The sequence below is a fragment of the Peptoniphilus senegalensis JC140 genome (assembly GCF_000321025.1).
GTDB classification, from domain to species: Bacteria; Bacillota; Clostridia; order Tissierellales; family Peptoniphilaceae; genus Peptoniphilus_A; species Peptoniphilus_A senegalensis.
Genome location: NZ_HE610718.1, coordinates 414,137 through 433,974, shown reverse-complemented (window position 1 = coordinate 433,974; position 19,838 = coordinate 414,137). Strand labels below are relative to the sequence as shown.

18 protein-coding genes and 1 other annotated feature are annotated in these 19,838 nt (G+C 33.4%); of the genes, 14 read left to right on the top strand and 4 right to left on the bottom strand.

Annotation, left to right across the window (positions count from 1 at the left end; translation table 11 throughout):
- Positions 1 to 10 precede the first annotated feature (10 nt).
- The 7 genes from tkt to PTSHG_RS06320 all read left to right on the top strand — a co-directional run bounded on the left by tkt (position 11) and on the right by PTSHG_RS06320 (position 8,473).
- Complete coding sequence (gene tkt, locus PTSHG_RS06350; RefSeq protein ID WP_019108054.1) at positions 11 to 1,960, top strand: transketolase; 1,950 nt, start codon at positions 11 to 13, stop codon at positions 1,958 to 1,960.
- Between the two features lie 173 nt (positions 1,961 to 2,133).
- A complete protein-coding gene (locus PTSHG_RS06345; RefSeq protein ID WP_019108053.1) occupies positions 2,134 to 3,213 on the top strand; it encodes a hypothetical protein in 1,080 nt (359 codons plus the stop codon).
- A gap of 2 nt (positions 3,214 to 3,215) precedes the next feature.
- A complete protein-coding gene (locus PTSHG_RS06340; RefSeq protein ID WP_019108052.1) occupies positions 3,216 to 4,094 on the top strand; it encodes a mechanosensitive ion channel family protein in 879 nt (292 codons plus the stop codon).
- Positions 4,081 to 4,305, top strand: coding sequence for a DUF951 domain-containing protein (locus tag PTSHG_RS06335; RefSeq protein WP_019108051.1), 225 nt, complete (start codon positions 4,081 to 4,083; stop codon positions 4,303 to 4,305). The genes PTSHG_RS06340 and PTSHG_RS06335 overlap by 14 nt, the downstream gene beginning before the upstream one ends.
- A 1-nt stretch (position 4,306) precedes the next feature.
- The gene (ilvA, locus tag PTSHG_RS06330) at positions 4,307 to 5,515 is read left to right on the top strand and encodes a threonine ammonia-lyase (protein ID WP_019108050.1); all 1,209 of its coding nucleotides are present in this window, start codon (positions 4,307 to 4,309) and stop codon (positions 5,513 to 5,515) included.
- Between the two features lie 193 nt (positions 5,516 to 5,708).
- A complete protein-coding gene (locus PTSHG_RS06325) occupies positions 5,709 to 6,152 on the top strand; it encodes an Hsp20 family protein (RefSeq protein ID WP_019108049.1) in 444 nt (147 codons plus the stop codon).
- A 204-nt stretch (positions 6,153 to 6,356) separates the two neighbouring features.
- Positions 6,357 to 6,587 (top strand) — a binding site (T-box leader).
- Positions 6,588 to 6,676: 89 nt separating this feature from the next.
- On the top strand, positions 6,677 to 8,473 hold the full coding sequence (locus PTSHG_RS06320; protein ID WP_019108048.1) for a homoserine O-acetyltransferase/O-succinyltransferase family protein: 1,797 nt from the start codon (positions 6,677 to 6,679) through the stop codon (positions 8,471 to 8,473).
- A 55-nt stretch (positions 8,474 to 8,528) separates the two neighbouring features.
- On the opposite strand, the gene gap is transcribed toward PTSHG_RS06320, so the two are convergent.
- Complete coding sequence (gap, locus tag PTSHG_RS06315; protein WP_019108047.1) at positions 8,529 to 9,548, bottom strand: type I glyceraldehyde-3-phosphate dehydrogenase; 1,020 nt, start codon at positions 9,546 to 9,548, stop codon at positions 8,529 to 8,531.
- 106 nt (positions 9,549 to 9,654) lie between these two features.
- Here gap and PTSHG_RS06310 point away from each other — a divergent pair, with 106 nt between their 5' ends.
- The 3 genes from PTSHG_RS06310 to PTSHG_RS06300 all read left to right on the top strand — a co-directional run bounded on the left by PTSHG_RS06310 (position 9,655) and on the right by PTSHG_RS06300 (position 12,688).
- Positions 9,655 to 10,245, top strand: a complete 591-nt coding sequence (locus PTSHG_RS06310) for a hydrolase (RefSeq protein WP_019108046.1) — start codon at positions 9,655 to 9,657, stop codon at positions 10,243 to 10,245.
- A 90-nt stretch (positions 10,246 to 10,335) separates the two neighbouring features.
- A complete protein-coding gene (locus tag PTSHG_RS06305) occupies positions 10,336 to 10,560 on the top strand; it encodes a preprotein translocase subunit SecG (RefSeq protein ID WP_019108045.1) in 225 nt (74 codons plus the stop codon).
- Positions 10,561 to 10,684: 124 nt separating this feature from the next.
- Positions 10,685 to 12,688 carry a sodium-translocating pyrophosphatase gene (locus tag PTSHG_RS06300; RefSeq protein ID WP_019108044.1) on the top strand — a complete coding sequence of 668 codons (2,004 nt, stop codon included), beginning with the start codon at positions 10,685 to 10,687 and terminating at the stop codon, positions 12,686 to 12,688.
- 39 nt (positions 12,689 to 12,727) lie between these two features.
- On the opposite strand, the gene PTSHG_RS06295 is transcribed toward PTSHG_RS06300, so the two are convergent.
- Complete coding sequence (locus PTSHG_RS06295) at positions 12,728 to 13,582, bottom strand: class I SAM-dependent methyltransferase (RefSeq protein ID WP_019108043.1); 855 nt, start codon at positions 13,580 to 13,582, stop codon at positions 12,728 to 12,730.
- Between the two features lie 177 nt (positions 13,583 to 13,759).
- On the opposite strand from PTSHG_RS06295, the gene PTSHG_RS06290 reads away from it, so the two are divergent.
- Positions 13,760 to 14,263, top strand: coding sequence for a hypothetical protein (locus PTSHG_RS06290; protein ID WP_019108042.1), 504 nt, complete (start codon positions 13,760 to 13,762; stop codon positions 14,261 to 14,263).
- Positions 14,264 to 14,340: 77 nt separating this feature from the next.
- Here PTSHG_RS06290 and PTSHG_RS06285 read toward each other — a convergent pair whose 3' ends face one another.
- Positions 14,341 to 15,768, bottom strand: coding sequence for a leucyl aminopeptidase (locus tag PTSHG_RS06285; RefSeq protein WP_019108041.1), 1,428 nt, complete (start codon positions 15,766 to 15,768; stop codon positions 14,341 to 14,343).
- Between the two features lie 189 nt (positions 15,769 to 15,957).
- On the opposite strand from PTSHG_RS06285, the gene PTSHG_RS06280 reads away from it, so the two are divergent.
- Together PTSHG_RS06280 and PTSHG_RS06275 are read left to right on the top strand one after the other, a co-directional pair.
- Positions 15,958 to 16,863 (top strand): DMT family transporter, encoded by a 906-nt coding sequence (locus PTSHG_RS06280; protein ID WP_019108040.1) that lies wholly within the window; start codon positions 15,958 to 15,960, stop codon positions 16,861 to 16,863.
- 75 nt (positions 16,864 to 16,938) lie between these two features.
- On the top strand, positions 16,939 to 17,565 hold the full coding sequence (locus PTSHG_RS06275; RefSeq protein ID WP_019108039.1) for a cytidylate kinase-like family protein: 627 nt from the start codon (positions 16,939 to 16,941) through the stop codon (positions 17,563 to 17,565).
- A gap of 92 nt (positions 17,566 to 17,657) precedes the next feature.
- Here the strand turns inward: PTSHG_RS06275 and PTSHG_RS06270 are convergent, their stop codons facing one another.
- On the bottom strand, positions 17,658 to 18,266 hold the full coding sequence (locus PTSHG_RS06270; protein WP_019108038.1) for a DUF4230 domain-containing protein: 609 nt from the start codon (positions 18,264 to 18,266) through the stop codon (positions 17,658 to 17,660).
- A gap of 141 nt (positions 18,267 to 18,407) precedes the next feature.
- Here PTSHG_RS06270 and PTSHG_RS06265 point away from each other — a divergent pair, with 141 nt between their 5' ends.
- Complete coding sequence (locus tag PTSHG_RS06265) at positions 18,408 to 19,760, top strand: hemolysin family protein (RefSeq protein ID WP_026088853.1); 1,353 nt, start codon at positions 18,408 to 18,410, stop codon at positions 19,758 to 19,760.
- The last annotated feature ends 78 nt before the right edge of the window (positions 19,761 to 19,838 follow it).

Sequence of the window (19,838 nt, the reverse complement as noted above, 5' to 3'; positions counted from 1 at the left end):
GAGTGGAATTTTGAATATCGAAAATAAAGCAGTTAATACTATAAGAATGCTGTCAGTGGATCAAATTGAAAGTGCAAACTCAGGTCACCCTGGTCTTCCATTAGGTGCTGCGCCAATGGCGTATGCACTTTTTAAAAATCACTTAGTAAGAGATTCTAAGGACTTAGATTGGGAAAATAGAGACAGATTTATTTTGTCTGCCGGACATGGTTCTGCTCTTTTGTATTCACTTTTTTATCTATTTGATTATGGGCTTGGTCTTGATGATTTAAAAAACTTTAGACAACTTGACTCAAAGACTCCGGGACACCCAGAGTATGGTCACACTAGGGGTGTTGAGGCAACTACTGGTCCTCTTGGTCAAGGTATTTCTATGGCTGTTGGAATGGCCCTTGCAGAGGAAAAACTTGCTGCCCTTTATAACAAAGAAGATTTAAAACTTGTAGATCACTATACTTATGCCCTAGTTGGCGATGGATGTTTAATGGAAGGAATTTCCAACGAAGCATCTTCTCTTGCAGGTACATTAAAATTAAGTAAATTAATTGTACTTTACGATTCAAATAAAATTTCTATTGAAGGTTCAACTGATCTTGCCTTCTCAGAAGATGTTCGCAAGAGATATGAAGCTCTTGGCTGGGACACTTTTGTAGTTCGTGATGGAAATAATTTAGATGAAATAAATGAAAAAATTGAAGAGGCAAAAAAATCAGAAAGACCTGCACTAATTGAAGTGAAGACAAAAATTGGCTACGGCTCACCTAGAGAAGATTCTGCAAAGGCTCATGGCGAACCTCTTGGTCAAGAAAACATAAAGACAACTCGTGAATTTTTTGAACTTCCAGACGAAGATTTTTATGTAGCAGATGATGTGAGAGACCACTTCAAAAAAATTGTAGAAGAAAACACAAGAAAAGCTTCTGAAAAGAAAAAAATTGAAGAGGAATATGCTAAAAAATATCCAAAGGACTATGAAGATTATAAGGCTTCCTTTAATCCAGAAAAGAAAGAATTACTAGAAGATTCTTACTACGATTCCTTCACAAAGGACATGTCAACTCGTAGTGTATCTGGAGAAGTTTTAAATAAAATTGCAAAAGATGATCTTCACATTTTTGGTGGCTCAGCAGACCTCGGTCCATCTAATAAGACTATGTTAAAGGGAGAAGAATATTTTTCAGCTGAAAATAGATCTGGCAGAAACTTAACCTTTGGCGTTCGTGAAAATGCTATGGGAGCAATCACTAATGGAATTTTACTTCACGGCGGACTAAAAACTTATGCGGCAACATTTTTAGTATTTAGCGATTATTTAAAACCAACAATTAGACTTGCTGCCCTAATGAACTTACCTAATGTCTACATCTTTACTCACGACTCCATTGGAGTTGGAGAAGACGGTCCTACACATGAACCAATTGAACACTTGGCTATGTTAAGGTCAATCCCTGGCGTCATTGTTTTGAGGCCGGCTGATGGAAGAGAGACTGCGGCAGCGCTTAACCTTGCCTTTAATTCCAAGAACACACCTGTTGTTCTTGCCCTTTCAAGACAAAACTTGCCACAACTTGAAAACTCATCAAGAGATATTATGAAGGGCGCCTACATTATAAAAGAAGAAGAGGGCGAATTAGAAAAAATTGTAATCGCCACAGGATCTGAAGTTTCTCTTGCTCTTGAAGCGGCAGAAGGATTAAAGGGTGTGCGTGTAGTTTCAATGCCTTCTATGGAACTTTTTGATGGGCAATCATCTGAATACAAGGAAAAAATATTGCCTTCAAAGGTTACAAAGAGGATTTCTCTTGAAGCACTTTCATCCTTTGGCTGGCACAAGTACATTGGCATGAAGGGAATGGCAATTTCCATTGATACCTTTGGTGCAAGTGGAAAAGGTTCAGAAGTATTTGAAAGATTTGGATTTACAGCAGAAAATATTAGAAGAAAGATAGAAGAATTTTAAAAAATTTTTTAGAAAAGAAGGAGGGTAACCTCCTTTTTTATTTGAGTTATGAAATGAATTTAAAAAAATAAAAATTTTAAAGTTTGAGATGTGCTAAGAGTACATCTCTTTTTAGTTGTAAAAAAATGCAAAAATAAAGTTATAAATGTTATAATTAAGTTGGGAGTGATATTTTGAAATTAAAGAAAAATCACGCAATAATTTTAGTTTTATTAATAATCTTTTTTGGATTTATATATTTTAACTACAAAAACTTTTCTAAGGACAGAACCATAGTTAGGCTTAAAGGTGTAAGTGTAAATGAGCAAATAGAAGATTTTTCCATTGCATCTAAGTCAGTTTTTTTATGGGCTGATCCAGTTTTATATATTACAGATAAAGATGGCAACATAATAAAAAAAATTCAGAGAGAAGACGAAAACATCGAGGCATTTTTTGCCAATAACTATGCCTTTTTATACGAAAGAGATTTAGGTAAAGTGCACATGTATTCTGAAATGGGCGAACTCCTTTCTACGACAGATGTAAAGGGCGAAGTTTTTAACATTTCCTATGAAAATGCAAATATTATTTTTCATGTAATTGACGATAAAAATGAAATTTTATACTTAATGGGCAATGATTCTACCCTAACAGAAATTTATAGAACGGGAAATCAAATTTTAACTCACGATATTTTAGATTCGAAAAACCTTTCTGTTGCAGAGATTAAAAATGACGCAAGTGGATACTCTTCTCTTATTTATTCTCTTGACAAGGGCAACAAAAAGAGCAAAGTCCTAAATCATGAGATAGTATTTTTTGTGAAGAGGGACAAGAGGTCTGTGCTTGCCTTGACTGACAAGTCTATTTATAGATTTATGGATGAGGGAAAAATTTATGAGGATAAAATTCCCAATGTATCTGATGTCTTAGTGGAAGGAAGAGATACTTATATTCTCCATTCGGGCATTATCACGAAATATAATTATGCTCTAAAGGCTGGAGAGAAAAAAATAATTGCAGCCAATGTAGACAAGATGGAAAATGTTTCAGGCTCTATTTATGTCTATGGTCCAAGTGATGTTGGTGGAGAAATAGGAAATCGAGGAGAGTTTTACACTAGACTTGGATATTCTTTGGACAAAATTAAAATCAACGGACTTTTAATTGGTGCTCTTAGAAATGGAGAGCTAAATCTTTACTCTGTTGTAAATTCAAATTCAGTTAGAGAAGATGAAAATAAAATAGAGACCACTTATAAAGAGGTGTAAAAGTGAATTTAGACAAAAATACAGACATTGTGGCAAATGAAGCGGATAAGGCACTGCAGTCTACCTTTGAAGGACTTGGATCTTGGCAGAGACTTGCTGTAGTTCTTGCAATTATAGTTGGGATTTTTATAATTTTGCAGGTAATTGATAGATTTATAGACGGACAGTTAAAGTCAGAAAAGATAAAGCTAAAAGGCTCCTACAATAGAATTGTCACAGTAACTAATTTAATAAAGAGGATTATAAAAATTATATTAATTTTTATTGGTGTGACAATAATTATGAGTGTATTTAAAATTTCAATTGCACCTATACTTGCAACTCTTGGTGTATTTTCACTGGCAATAGGTGTTGGTGCCCAAAGTCTTGTCAAGGATTTAATCAATGGATTCTTTATAATTTTTGAGGATCAATATTCTGTTGGAGATTTAGTTGAAATTGAAGGAATAGAAGGCATAGTTGAAGACTTAGGGCTTAGAGTTACAAAAATTCGTGACTTTAATAAAATACTTCATGTAATTCCTAACAGCAATATTTCAATTGTTTCAAACAAGGAAAGGGCAAATGTTAGGACGAGAATTGATTTTTATGTAGACAATTCCGCTGACCCATCCTTTGTTGAAGAAAAAATAAATGAAGCGCTAGAAAAGTATAAGAAGAGCAAGGAAATGATAGTGGGGCCAAATCTTTGGGGTGTCACTGAAAATGACAAATATGCTTACAAGATGAGCCTAGTTTATTATACAAAGCAAGGTCAACAATATGATTTAGAGTATGCAATTAGATCAGAGATTTTAAAAACTATGCAGAGAGAAAATATTAAGATGCCAATTATTAGAAATGAGTTAATTAAAGGGGAGGACAACAATGCTTTACTATAATCTTGGAGATATTGTAACCCTAAAAAAGGGACATCCCTGTGGAGAAAATAGATGGGAAATAGTGAGAAAGGGTGCAGATATAAAATTAAAGTGCCTTGGATGTGAAAGACTTATTTGGATGAGTCGAATGGATTTTGAAAAAAGGGTTAGAAAAATTTTAGAAGATGATAAATTTGTTAGTATAGTCCATCACAAGAAAGAAGGAGAATAGTATGGATGTAAAAGAAATTTATGATGCAAGGGAAAGATTAAAGGGTCATATTAAAGAGACACCAGTAGTTTATGCACCAAATCTAGGAGAAGATGTTTACTTAAAGGTAGAAGTTTTGCAAGACACAGGCTCTTTTAAACTTAGAGGAGCTTATAACAAAATCGCAACTTTAACTGACGAAGAAGCAGAAAAAGGAGTTGTGGCTTGTTCTGCAGGAAATCACGCCCAAGGAGTAGCAAAGTCTGCAACAGAAAGAGGAATAAGGTCAATTATCTGTATGCCTTTCCACGCACCGCTTTCAAAGGTTCAAGCAACAAGAAATTATGGAGCAGAAGTAGAGCTTATTAAAGATTCCTTTGATGATGCAGCAGCCTATGCGGCAAAACTTTCTAAGGAAGAAGGCTTAACTTTTATAGCACCTTTTGATGATGAAAAAGTTATTGCAGGACAAGGAACTATTGGACTTGAAATTTTAGAAAAAATTCCTGATGTAGATATTATAGTTGTGCCAATAGGTGGTGGCGGACTTATCTCTGGAGTCGCACTTGCAGCAAAAAGTATTAATCCTGATGTGAAAGTTATTGGGGTTCAAACAAAAATCTCTCCAAGTATGTATGAATCAGTTAAAGAAGGAAAAATATTAACTGTAAAGGGTGGCTCAACAATTGCCGACGGCATTGCAGTAAAAACTCCAGGTAAGATTACTTATGATATTGTAAGAGAATATGTAGATGAAATTGTTTTAGTAACTGAAGGGGAAATCTCCTCAGCAATACTTACACTTCTTGAAAAAAATAAAATTATAACAGAAGGTGCAGCAGCATCAACAGTTGCAGCCTTGATGTACAAGAAATTTAGCCACAAAGGTAAAAAAGTTTGCTGTGTACTTTCTGGTGGAAACATTGATGTAACAAGAGTTTCAAAGGTTATTGAAAAGGGTCTTTACAAGACTAATAGAAGAATGGAACTTAAAATTAAATTAAATGACCAACCAGGAGAAATGACTAGAATGACAAAGCTTCTTGAAAGAGAAGGAGCTAACATTGTTAGAATTGGTCAAAATATAGATGTTATTGGAGATACAATTGACTCAATGATAGTAAGCGTTGTTATAGATACAAAGGACAAGGCACATCAAGAACAAATTATTACAGAGCTAAATCAAAACTTCTATGTATTTAAGGCAAATTATAATGACACACAATTTTAAAATAAATTAGCTTAAAGAGAAAGAGGGTGCGCTCTCTTTTTTTCTTTGCCATAGAATTTTAAAAATTTTCTTAAAGAAAGTCAAAAAAAGTCAAAAATGCTATTGACATTCTTTGACCTACGTCCTATACTAAAGATAGTTAGCAGATAAATTAATTGGCTGCTAATAACATTAATAAAAGGGGAGTTTTTAAATGAGTATTAGACCTTATGAAAAAAATAATTTGAGAGATACAAGATTTGATGATTTTTATGATATGATTGATTCCTTCTTTAACGATGATTTTACACCTCAAAGAGCAATGAGATCTGCTACTTTTAAGGTTGATGTAATTGACGAAGATAAGGACTACAAAGTAGAAGCAGAGCTTCCTGGATTTTCTAAAGATGAAATTGATATAGATTTTGAAGATGGCAAACTTACAATTTCAGCTGAAAAAAATGAAGAAGTTAATGAAGAAAATAAAGAAAAAAATTACATTCACAGAGAGAGAAAGTCATCAAAGATGATTAGAAGAATGTTCTTCAAAGATATTGACGAAGAAAATATGATTGCAAAGCTTGAAGGAGGAATTTTGGAAATTATAATTCCTAAAAAAGCTGAAGAAAAGAAAAACAAAAAAATTGAAATCAAATAATTTTTTGAGATAAAAATTATAACTTGATAAGTACAATTTAGAATATTCATAAATAATCCAAAAATAATAATTTAAGACCGAGGGCGACCTCGGTTTTTTAATTGATTTTTATAGGGTATTACAATAAGAATTTTATAGATATTTGAAATTTTACAATAAAGTTATTTGACATAAATATTATTAGGTGCTATCATAGTATAAAATTTAAACTCAACAGAGAGAAGAGTAACTTGTTGGACTGATTACAGAGAGCTTCGTTAGGTGAAAGAAGTAGAAGAAAAATAAGCGAACATGGTCTTTCTCGAGGGCTTGTCGATATTTAGATGAGCACGGGTGCACCCGTTATAGTGATAGAGTATGATAGTACTTGAAGAGTCTTCTATTGTGAGATAGAAGAGAATTAAGGTGGTAACACGAATAGCTTTCGTCCTTATTGGGACGGGAGCTTTTTTTATTTTTAATAAAGCGACCAAAATTTTAAATTTACTCACAAGTACAAAATTTTAGAAAAGAGAGGAATAAAAATGCCACTAATAGTACCTAAGGATTTAATAGTTGAAGAAGTTTTAGAGAGAGAAAATATTTTTACAATGAGGGACTCCTCTGCAAAAGAGCAAGACATAAGACCACTTAACATTGCCATTGTAAACTTAATGCCCAAAAAAGAAGAGACAGAGCTTCAACTTTTGAGGATGCTATCAAATACTGCCCTTCAAATAAATATTGACCTTGTGAGAATGGAGTCCTATAATCCAACAAATAGTGATGTCAAAAGACTTAATGCCTTTTACAAAACTTATGAGGACATAAAGAATAATAAGTACGACGCAATGATAATAACTGGAGCGCCAATTGAAACTATTGCCTATGAAGAAATTAAATATTGGGAGGAATTAAAGACAATTTTTGAATTTGCCAAAGAAAATGTCTATTCAACAATGTTTATATGTTGGTCTGCACAGGCAGCCCTCTATCATTATTATAATATCGAGCACAAAGTTTCTAAGGGAAAAATATTTGGTGTCTTTGAATTTGACAAGTTAAAGGACAATAAAATTGTAAAGGGTTTTGACGATACTTTTTTAGTTCCAACTTCAAGACACACCTATGTGGATATAGAAGATTTTTATGACTTTCCAGATTTAGAAGTTCTTGCAGCAAGACCTGACACAGGAGTTTCTCTTGTAACAACAAAGGATAACCGCTTTGTATTTAATTTTGGTCACTGGGAATATGACAAGGACACTCTACACAATGAATACATCAGAGATATTTCCCAAGGCAAAAAAATTGCTCCACCTAAAAATTATTATGAGGACAATGACCCAAAGAAGGAAATAAAAATTAGATGGAGATCTTCAGGCAATTTATTTTTCTCCAATTGGCTCAATTACTGCGTATATCAAGAAACACCTTTTGCCATAGAGACAATAGAAGGTAAGTCTGTTTCAAAATTTGGCGGCTCATCTTTAAAGGATGCAGGTCAGTTTGCTAAGGTTAAAAAAATAATTTTTTCTAAGGAAGACAGAGATGTCATTGTAGTTTCTGCTCCAGGCAGAAGATTTAAAGAGGACACGAAAATCACAGATGAATTAATTTCTCTATCTGACAAAAATAAAAAAATTGATGACCTTGAAAAAATTATAAAATCTCTTGAAGAAGAGTTAAAAGTCCAAGAAGCCTATAGAGACACTCAGCTTGAAAAAGTCAAAAGGAGATTTCTTTCTATTGCAGAAGAATTAAAGTTAGAAGATTTTTGGGACGATGAACTAAAATTTGTATTTGATGAAATAAAAAATTCTAGGGATAAGGACTTTATAGTCAGCAGAGGGGAATATCTAAACGCAAAACTTCTTTCACGTTACTTGGGATATGATTTTATAGATGCCAAGGACATAATAATTTTTGACGAAGCTGGAAAAGTTGACTTAGAAAAATCAGCTAAGGCAATAAGAGTTAACATTGGAGAAAAGAAAAAGGCAGTTGTGCCAGGTTTTTATGGCAGCGACAAAAATGGAGACATTGTAACTTTTATAAGAGGAGGCAGCGACTACACAGGAAGCCTAATTGCCTATGCTCTAGATTCAAAAGTTTATGAAAATTGGACGGATGTAAATGGAATAATGACATCAGACCCCAATAGAGATCCCAATGCAAAGACAATTGACAAGCTAAATTTTAAGGAGCTGAAGGAAATAATAGATGGTGGTGCTGAGGTTTATCAAGGAGATGCCATAAAGCCCGTTGAAGAAAAAAATATTATGATAAAGATTTTAAATACAAATAATCCTAGAAATCACGGAACAGTTATTAAAGACTAAAAAAAAGAGCCAGAGTTGAAAAAACTTTGGCTCCTTTTAAAATAATTTGTAAAAATTATAGAGATTCTGCAATTTTTTCTGTCAAATCAATAACTCTTTCAGTGTAACCCCATTCGTTGTCATACCAAGAGATTAGTTTAACCATTTTTCCATTAACTGTTGTAAGAAGTGAATCGAAAATAGAAGAGTGAGTGTTGCCTATGATGTCAGAGGAAACAAGTTCGTCTTCAGAATATTCAAGGATTCCCTTTAATTCATTTTCAGCTGCCTTTTTAATTGCTGCGTTGATTTCTTCTGCTGTTGCTTCTTTTTCAAGTTCAAAAGTAACATCAACAAGAGAGCCAGTTGGAACGGGAACTCTTAGGGCAAAACCAGTTAAAATTCCTTCAACTTCTGGGATAACTTTTCCGACAGCCTTAGCTGCACCAGTTGATGTAGGAATAATATTTTCTGCACCCATTCTTGCACGGCGCATATCTTTTTTGTGAACTCCATCGTGAATATTTTGGTCATTAGTGTAAGCGTGAACTGTGGACATAAGTCCCTTCTTAATTCCAAAGTTTTCTAAAATAACTTTTGTAACTGGAGCAAGACAGTTTGTAGTACAAGATGCGTTGGAAATAATGTCATGTACAGCTGGGTCATATTTGTCATCATTAACTCCCATTACAACTGTAAGCATATTGCCCTTGCCTGGAGAAGTTAAGACAACTTTTTTTGCTCCACTTGTTAGATGTCCTCTAGCCTTGTCTTCATCTTTGAAGGCACCTGAAGAGTCAATAACAATATCAACGCCAAGTTCCTTCCAATTCATTTGGTCTGGAGTTTTTGATTCAACAAAAGTAACTTTTTTTCCATTGATAATCATTCCGTCATCAGTAAATTCAATTTCACCAGGGAATTTTCTATAAATAGAATCAAATTTAAATAAGTGAGTTCTTTCCTTTAAAGTTTTTTCTAAATTTCTAACGGCTACATGAGTAACTTCGAAGTTACAATCCTCTCTTAGAGCCCAAATTCTAAGAGCATCTCTACCAATTCTTCCAAATCCCATTATGCCAACATTTTTTTTCATAAAAAACCTCCGTAATCATTGCATTCTTATATTAATTATAACACAAGTAGAAAAAAGTGAAATTCAAAAATTATTGTGATAATATAGGTAAAAAGGAAGTGGCAATATGAATAGTGGAATAAGTAGAGAAGATGCTTTAAAACTTTTAAAAGAATACAACAAAGAGGAGTTTCACATTAGACACGCCTTAACTCTTGAAAGTGTTATGGGCTTTTTTGCAGATGAGTTTGACAAGGACAATTTGGACTTTTGGAAGATGGCAGGACTTCTTCACGATGTTGATTATGAAAAATATCCTGAAGAACATTTGAAGAACACGCCAGAAATTTTAAAGGGTACAGGTGGAAGTGATGAATTAGTTCATGCAATTTTATCTCATGGGCACGGTCTATGTTCAAGCGTGGAGCCAGAGCTTTTTATGGAAAAGGTCCTCTTTGCAGTAGATGAGCTTACAGGTTTAATCTACGCAGCATCTCTCATGAGACCATCTAAGAGCACTAAGGATATGAATTTAAAAAGCGTAAAGAAAAAGTTCAAAGACAAAAAATTTGCTGAAGGTTGCTCTCGCGATGTAATAAAAAAAGGCGCAGAAAATTTAGGTTGGGAGCTTGATGATTTAATAGGAAAAACTCTTATTGCAATGCAAGATAGGGAAGATTTAATTGAAAATTCTTTAAAAAATGAGACAAACTGTTAAAAAGTTACCAAAAATCCTATAAATTCGTTGATTAGGAAGCCTTGCTGTGTTAGAATTTATATGTTATAGAAATTTAAGGGAGGTAGTAGTTTGCAAACTTTATTATCTATTATAATTATTGTTGCCAGCATTATTATAATAACAATAGTGGCACAAATGGAATCAGATCAAGCTGGACTTGGAACTCTTCAAGGTGAAGAGACAAGCATGTGGGGATCTCACAAGGGTTCAAGTAAAAAAGATATCCAAAACAGAATTGTGATTGGTTCAAGCATCGTTTTTGCACTTGCACTTATTATATTAGCTGCAATTTAATTAAAATTAGGAAGAAATTAGAAATGATATTTTTTCTACTTCCTATAGTGATCGTTATTGCAATTGTATTTTTGTTGGCGAGTCTTTTATAATACATTGCAATTAAAATTTAAGGAGGATTATAATGAATATTTTATATTTAGCTCCTATAGCCGGCGTTTTGGCATTATTGTTTGCTTTTTATAAGGCAAGCTTCGTGTCAAGACAAGATGCCGGAAATGAAAGAATGAAGGAAATTTCTTCTTACATTTCAGAAGGAGCTATGGCATTTTTGACAAGGGAATATAAGGCTCTTGTTGTTTTTGTAATTGTACTTGCAATTATCTTGGCAGTAGGACTTAAATCAATTCCAACTGCTATTTGTTTCGTTGTTGGAGCTATCTTTTCAGTAGCTGCTGGTTATGTTGGTATGAAAGTTGCCACAAAGGCAAATGTTAGAACAACTAACGCAGCATGGAAGGGTGGACTAGGTAAAGCACTTGACGTAGCCTTTTCAGGTGGAGTTGTAATGGGAATGTGCGTTGTTGGTTTAGGAATCATTGGTATTACTTGCGCATACTTCTTAACAAATGGACAAACTGAAATCATTACAGGATTTTCACTTGGAGCATCATCTATTGCACTTTTTGCAAGAGTTGGTGGTGGTATTTATACTAAGGCAGCAGACGTTGGAGCTGACCTTGTAGGTAAAGTTGAAGCTGGAATCCCAGAAGACGACCCAAGAAACCCTGCTGTTATCGCTGATAACGTAGGAGATAACGTTGGAGACGTTGCTGGAATGGGCGCTGACTTATTTGAATCTTATGTAGGAGCACTTTTATCAGTTATAACTCTTGGAGTAGTAGCTTATGGAGATGATGGCGTTACATTTGGTCTTCTTGTTGCAACAGTTGGTATCTTAGCATCAATTGTAGCTGCTTTCTTTGTAAAGGGAGACAAAAACCCACAAAAAGCTCTTAACGCAGGAGAATATGTATCAGCTGCAGTAACAATGATTGCTTCAGCAGTTTTATCAAATATAATTTTCGGAAGCTTTGCACCTTTTGCACCAGTAATTATTGGGATTGCAGTTGGTCTTATTATTTCTAAATTCACAGAATATTACACGGCTGATGATTATGCACCAGTAAAGAGAATTGGAGCTGAATCACAAACTGGAGCTTCTACAAATATTATTTCTGGACTTTCTGTTGGTATGATGTCAACAGTTGGACCTATTATAGTAATCGCAATTGGAATTATTGCTTCTTACCTTGGAGCAGGCGGAGCAAGTGATTCAATAATTGGACTTTACGGAATTTCACTAGCAGCTGTTGGTATGCTTTCAACAACTGGTATGACAATTGCTGTAGATGCTTACGGACCAATTGCTGATAACGCTGGTGGTATTGCAGAAATGTGTGAACTACCAGAAGATGTTCGTGAAATAACAGACTCACTTGACTCAGTTGGTAATACAACTGCAGCAATAGGAAAGGGATTTGCAATTGGCTCAGCAGCACTTACTGCCCTTGCACTTTTCGTTTCTTATATCAACGCAACTGGACTTAGTGGAATTGACATTTCTAAACCACAAGTTATAGCTGCAACTTTCGTTGGTGGTATGCTTCCATTTGCTTTCTCTGCACTAACAATGTCAGCAGTAGGTAATGCAGCATCAGAAATGATTGACGAAGTAAGAAGACAATTTAGAGAAATCCCTGGAATCATGGAAGGCAAAGGAACTCCTGACTATGCAAAATGTGTAGACATTTCAACAGGAGCAGCCTTAAAACAAATGATTGTGCCAGGACTTATCGCGGTAGTAGTTCCTATAGTAGTTGGACTTTTACTTGGAACTGAAGCTCTAGGTGGACTTCAAGCAGGTGCACTTGTAACAGGCGTACTAATGGCAATATTTATGTCAAACGCTGGTGGAGCTTGGGACAATGCTAAGAAATACATCGAAGGTGGAGCACACGGTGGTAAAGGTTCAGAAGCTCACAAGGCAGCTGTAACTGGAGATACTGTTGGTGACCCATTCAAAGATACATCAGGACCTTCTCTTAATATCTTAATCAAACTAATCACTGTTGTATCCCTTGTATTCGCACCACTATTTGTTGCATACGGCGGAATATTCCTATAAAAAAATTAACCTCTTGAAGATTATCTTCGAGAGGTTTTTTTAAATAAAATCAATTTTAACTATATTCATTTTAAGGATAGCATCACAAAGTTTAGCAAGAATTCTGTGAGAAATTTTTATATTTCTACATTTCATATTATAATATCCCAACATATAAGGTCTTGATGAAATTTTTATATTATTAGACAAATTCAGCTCTCTTTTAGGATTATCTAAATAAAATAGTCCTTTCACATTTGAAATATTCATGTTTTTTAAAGTTGTTTTCATAAGTTTTATTCCAAACTTTCCAACAGTATCAAAAATAATACAAGCGTCTTTATATTTTTTTGACAGTTCAAGTAATAAATTTTCTACTTCACTTCTCTTAAAATAATGAAATACTCCTGCTGCAAAAAATATAATTCCCTCTTTATTATTTAGTTTACTCATCCAGCAAAAGTTTTTTAAATCACAAGAAATATTTATTTCTCTAGGGCTTGGAGGGATTAATTTATTTCGAAGGGAAATCACATCTGGGAAATCTATATTTACAAATTTGCAAAGACCATTGTCACAAAATTTTCCTGTTTCATCTAAACCACAGCCTAAATTGACAATTGTTGCATAAGGATATTTTTCTAAATATTTTTTAATTTCCCAAATAAAATCCAATTGACGCATAGCGGCTTCTAAAGCACCAAATTCGTATAAAAGAGAATTTTTCTTTCTTTCAAGTTCAGAAAAATCGTAGTCTAAATTATTACATAATTGATTAGCAGAAGGATCAGAATAAAGTTCTGGAAATTTTTCAGAGCAAATTTTCCTGCCATACAAGGGAACAATTAAAGTTTCTTGGATGGAATTTCTTGCTATATGTAGCTTATTTATAAAAATCACTCCTTTTTCAAACATTATAGCACCAACAATTTCTTGAAAATAAAAATTTTATGGTTTAAATTTTTAAAAATACAAATTAAATTAGATTAGTAAACGTGAATAAGAATAAATTTGACAAGCAAAGGACTCCTATATATAGTTTAATTAGATAAGGAGATAGACGGCTTGCTATTTTTAATGGAGGTATTATTGATGCGAAAAAAAGTAGGAATAGCTTTGATAATTATTTTATCTTTATCATTATTAATATACTTTGGTGGAAAAACTAATAAAGAGAAATTAAATAATAAGAATGATTCCAATGTTATGAGTGAAGAAGTAAAAGCAAATATTATCAATAAAAATTCCAATGACCTTTATAGAGATGTAATTATAAGTCAAAATAAGAACTTCTATGGAAGAAAGTTGAATAGCAAATTTTCTTTTACAATGTTACTGGAAAAAGATGATAAAATAAAATTTAAAGACCCAAAAGATTATGAAATTAATTATAGAATATTAGAAGATGGAAAAATGAAAGAATTTTATGAATATCAAATTCTCTCAGAAGATTTTGAACTTACTAAAGATTATCAAGGGATAGAACATTTTAATTTTTACCTCACTTACTCTATAAGAGAAGAGAGAGGAAAATCAGAAAACAGGGGACCAGAGATTTATAGCTTGCATGGGAAAATAAATTTAGAAGATATATGAGAACTCATCTTAGAGATAAGATGGGTTTTTTGATTGAGAAAAACCACTAGCCTTGGCCAGTGGTTCTAGTTAAATTTTTAGCAATCTGTTGGGTCGAGGAGGTTATTTAAAGTCTTTACATGAATGCCTGTTGCATTCTTTGGAAGGTAGCCTGATTTTTTATTTCTGTAAGCTGTTGCGGCTATGTCAAGATGAACCCAAGGTGTTCCTTCTTTTACAAACTCGCCAACAAATAATCCTGCTGTAACAGAGCCTGCATCTCTACCTGAAGTGTTCTTTATGTCTGCAACCTCTGACTTGTTTAATTTTTTGTAATCTTCATCATAAGGGAAGGCCCAAATTTTTTCGCCAGATAATTTTCCTGCTTCAAGGACTTCATTGTAGAAGTCTTGGTTATTTGTAACAGCACCAGTGTAAACTTCTCCAAGGGCAATTGTAACAGCACCAGTAAGTGTTGCAAGGTCAATTATTTTTTCTGCTTCTAAATCATTTGTGGCATAGTGAACTGCATCAGCAAGGGTTATTCTTCCTTCGGCATCTGTGTTTGCCACTTCAATAGTAAGCCCCTTCATGGAGTCAATTACATCGCCAGACTTGTAAGATGTGCCAGAAATCATATTTTCACAAGCTGCAACAACTCCAACGACATTTACCTTAGCCTTGTTCTTTGCAAGGGCATAAATTGTGCCAATAACTGTGCCTGCACCACCCATATCGCAGTGCATATAGTTCATGCCAGATGGTGTTTTTATATTGTAGCCACCAGAGTCGTAAGTTAGTCCCTTTCCAACTAGGGCAATTTTTTCTGTTTCAGCATTATTATATTCCATAACGATTAGTCTTGGACGGTTAGTAGCGCCTGCGGCAACTCTTAAAAATGCCTTCATGCCAATTTTTTCAATTTCATCTTCTTCATAAACCTTTACCTTTACGCCAAGCTTTTCTAATTTTTCTTTTGCAATATTTGCAAGGCTTTCTGGATAAATAACATTAGCTCTTTCATTTACAAGGTCTCTTGCAAGGAAGACTCCATCCATAATATTTTCCATTTTATTTAAGCCAGCACGAAGTTTTTCTTCAGGGCCCTTAAAGGCAGTATAGTTAACTGTAAGTTCAAAGTCAGCTTTCTTTTCTTTAACATCAGTTTTCTTTGTGAACTCATACTCTCCTTGGCGAAGCCCTTCATAGGCTGCCATAATAGTTTTTCTGTTGCACATACCAAGGTCTGGCATTTTTATCTCAGCTTTATGTTCTTCATTGTCTCTTAAAATATTTCCTAGTTCAAAGAAAATATTTCTCACATCTTCAAGATCTATTTCATCGTCCCCAAGTCCCATAAAAATTTCTGAGTCATCATCGAAACTTGGAAGATATAGACTTTCCTTAAACTTATAAGAAAATTTTTTCTTTTCAAGATATTCCTTAATTTCACATGGAAGTTCCCCATCTTTTTTAACAAAGTGGACTTTTAATCCGCCTTCTTTATACAAATTAAATTTAATCATATTTCACCTCTACCTTAATTATACATGAGATTTAAAAAAGGTCTAATCTTAATGATTAAAGATAAAAAGAAAATATACTTAATACATTACTATTTTTTCGAGATAAATTATGATATGATTAAAATATAAAATAATAGCATCAATTTAGTTAATAAATGCTGGATTGGTGTTTTTTTGGGTGGTGTTTTAATGGGTAAAGAATTTAAAGCTTCAATATTATTATTTATTACTTCAATAATTTGGGGACTCGCCTTTGTGGCACAGACAAAGGGCATGGAGTACATAGGACCTTTTACATTTACGGCAGCAAGATCTGTGATAGCTATAATTTTTTTGTACCTAACATATATATTTTTTAATAAAACATCAAAAACTTATAGAGAACAAAAATTTGATATGAATAAAACTTTAAGAGGGGGAGTTCTTTGCGGGCTTGTCTTTACGGTTGCAATGAATCTTCAACAGTATGGACTAGTTTATACAACAGCGGGAAAGGCAAGCTTTCTAACTGCACTTTATATTGTATTTATTCCTATTATTGGAATATTTTTAGGAAAGAGAATAAACAGAAAACTTTTTATATGTATAGTCCTTGCCATGGCAGGAACTTATTTAATGTCTGTCAAGGGAAGCCTTAATATGAATATTGGAGATATAATTACTATTCTATCTGCCATTGTTTTTGCCGTACATATTTTAATGCTATCGGAGTTTTCTAAGGAAACAAATGCGGTTTTGGTTTCTATGTTGCAATTTATAGTTTGTGGAATTATTTCTTTAATTATGGCGCTTTTATTTGAGGATATAAGTATGGACACTATTTTAAAGTCTTATGTGCCTATTTTGTATGTAGGGATTTTATCATCGGGAGTTGGTTTTACAATTCAGCTAATGGCATTAAAGGATCTAGATCCAGTTATTGCATCAATGATATCTTCCTTGGAATCGGTTTTTGGTGCAATATTTGGTTGGATTATACTTTCACAAAAAATGAGTGAAAAAGAAATTTTTGGAGCAATAATTATTTTTGTGGCGACACTTGTGGCACAACTGCCTATAGAAAAGTTTTTAAAGAAAAAAATTACAAGTTCTTGAAAATTTTCACAAGAATTTTATATTAATTAAAAAAGATTTCACACTGGAGTTATATAATGTTTGAGAGGTGAAAATATGTCACTATTTGAAAAAATTTTCCAAAAGGCTGGTAAGAAGATAATTACCATTGACGGAGAGTATGGCAGCGGTGCTAACGAAATTGCAAAAAAAGTTGCTGACAAATTAAACTATGAGCTTTACGACGAGAAGTTAATTGAACTCATGAGCCTTGAAGGAAAGGTAAAACCTGAAGAGATAAAAAAAGACGATTCCTTTTTACAAGGAACTATTTACGATTTATATAGACAAAATTACTCCTATTCACAAGAAGACATAGCCACTAATGACGCAGCCTTTCTCTTGGATTCAAGGACTATAAGAGAAATTGCAAAAAGTAAAAAAGCAGTAATCTTTGGCAAATGTGGAGATTTTGTCTTGGAAGACTTCCCCAAATTATCTGTATTTATTTACGCTTCTCAGGAATTTAAGGAAGAGAGAATTTTAAATACTTACAAGGTAAAACAAGAAAAACTTCAACTAAAACTTGAAAGAGAAAACAACAGAAGGTCAAATCATTACGGAAGAAATACAGGAAAAACTTGGGGCGATAGAGAAAACTATGACCTCTTAATAAATTCATCTGCTTTCGACTTCGAGAGCGTGACAAATTTAATTGTAGAAATGTCACAAAATAAGAGATAATTTTAACTCAACTTAATTTACTATTTTAGATTATTCTAATTATAATAAGAGGACATTCATGTGAGAATGCCCTCTTTTATTTGAGTAAAAATCTATTTTAAATTTTTATCTATTGTAACCCTTATATTGTATTTACTTAAAAGAGTGTCGCTCAAGAGAGTTTCTTCTATTGCTTCTTTCGCTTCTTCATCAGCATCCTTCAAGAGACCCTTTTTTATGGCAGTTTCTTCAACGTCTTTCTTTTGGTCTTTGGAGAAGTCGTTGTAGTCTTCAATGTCAATTCTATTAAAAATAGATTCTCTCTCGTCAAAAACCTTTAATGAGTCCTCATAGATTTCGTGGCTCAAGATTTTTGCTGGTGGGATTTTTACTTGAATTTCCTCTTTTGTCAAATTAACTTCCATCTTTTCAAGGTCAACTCCAGCATGAATTACGCCATCATAGGCTACGATAAATTTTTTTGATGTGAAAGGAATTTTATAGCCGTAAAAAGTATTTTGATTTTCAAATTGTCCCATGTTTGTGTAGTGATATTTAAGTGTTGTGAGTTCTTTTACGCTTACTAATTTATTATAAATCAAACTAGTTGTAATAGTGGGCTCCATTTCAGCTCTCATAGTTTTTTTGCCAGCAAAAAAAGTTGCGGTTAATGCTATTGCAATTAAAACTATCAAAATAATTAGTTTCTTAATTTTTTTCATTTAACACCTCCATGATTAAAATAATTATAACATAAAAAACTTTAATAAAAATTCTTTGAATTCATTCTTTTTCTGTTATAATCACAAATTCTTTGATATAATTAGTCTAAATTAGTAAAAAAGATATGGAGGAATATGTTAATGGACGATGGCGCCTTGTGGGCTAAGCTCATATTAATCGCAATACTTACAGGCATAAACGCATTTTTTGCGTCAGCTGAAATGGCAATGGTTTCAGTAAATAATAACAAGATAAAAGAAATGGCAGAAGAGGGAGACAAAAGGGCAAAGACTTTACTCTCTATTTCATCTGACCAAACGAGATTTTTGTCTACAATACAAGTTGCAATAACACTAGCTGGATTTTTCTCATCTGGTTCTGCAGCTACAAGTATCTCACAAGTTTTTGGAAGATTTTTGTCAACTTATGGCATACCTTATGGTGGGACAGTGTCCTTTATTTTGGTAACATTTTTGCTATCTTATATCACACTTGTCTTTGGAGAACTTGTGCCAAAGAGAATTGCACTTCAAAATTCTGAAAAAGTTGCACTTAAATCAAGTAATGTAATTGCCTTTGCGTCAAAAATATTTTATCCCTTTGTAAAACTTTTGTCCTTCTCAACGGCATTAGTTTTAAAGATGATGGGCAAATATTCAGAAGATGTTGAAGAAAAAATTTCAGAAGAAGAATTAAAATCTTATATAAAGGTTTCAACTCAGCAAGGAGTAATAAACTCGGCTGGGGAAGAGATGATAGTAAACATTATGGACTTTGATGACAAGTTGGCATACGAAATAATGACGCCAAGGACATCAATTTACATGGTGGACTATGACGAATTTACTACAGATACAGTTACAGAAATATTAAAGATGGGCTACTCAAGAATGCCAGTATTTAGAGAAAACACAGACAACATCTTGGGAACAGTTTACATCAAAGACCTTTTTGTAGAATATGCAAAAAATGACTATGAGTTCATAAACTTGGACAAGTGTATAAAGTCGCCTTACTTTGTACCTGAAACGAAAAAAATTGATATGCTCTTAAAGGAACTTCAAGCATCAAAAAATTATGTGGCAATACTAATTGATGAGTACGGTGGATTTTCTGGCATGGTAACTGTAGAAGACATAGTAGAAGAAATTGTTGGCGAAATCGAAGACGAGTACGACAAGGAAAATCACTCGCTAGAAAAAATATCTGACAACGAATATATAGTTGATGGTTCAATGGACATCGAAGACATAAATGATGAACTTGGCACATCACTTTATTCAGAAAACCATGAGACAATTTCAGGCCTAATAATTGAAAAACTTGGCTTTATACCAGAAGAAAATGAAAAGAAAAAGCTTAGCGTAAAGACTTCTGGCTGTATATTGACAGAACTCGCGGTGGCAGATAAGAGAATAGTTAAGGCTAGTGTCAAGGTAATACCAGAAGAACAAGAAGAAGCAAAGAGAGAATACAAAGAATTTAATTCATAAAAATTTTTATAATAATAAAAAACTAAAAGTCCGCAAGGGCTTTTATTTTTTGCCTGTGAAAAATAAAATTATGTTAAA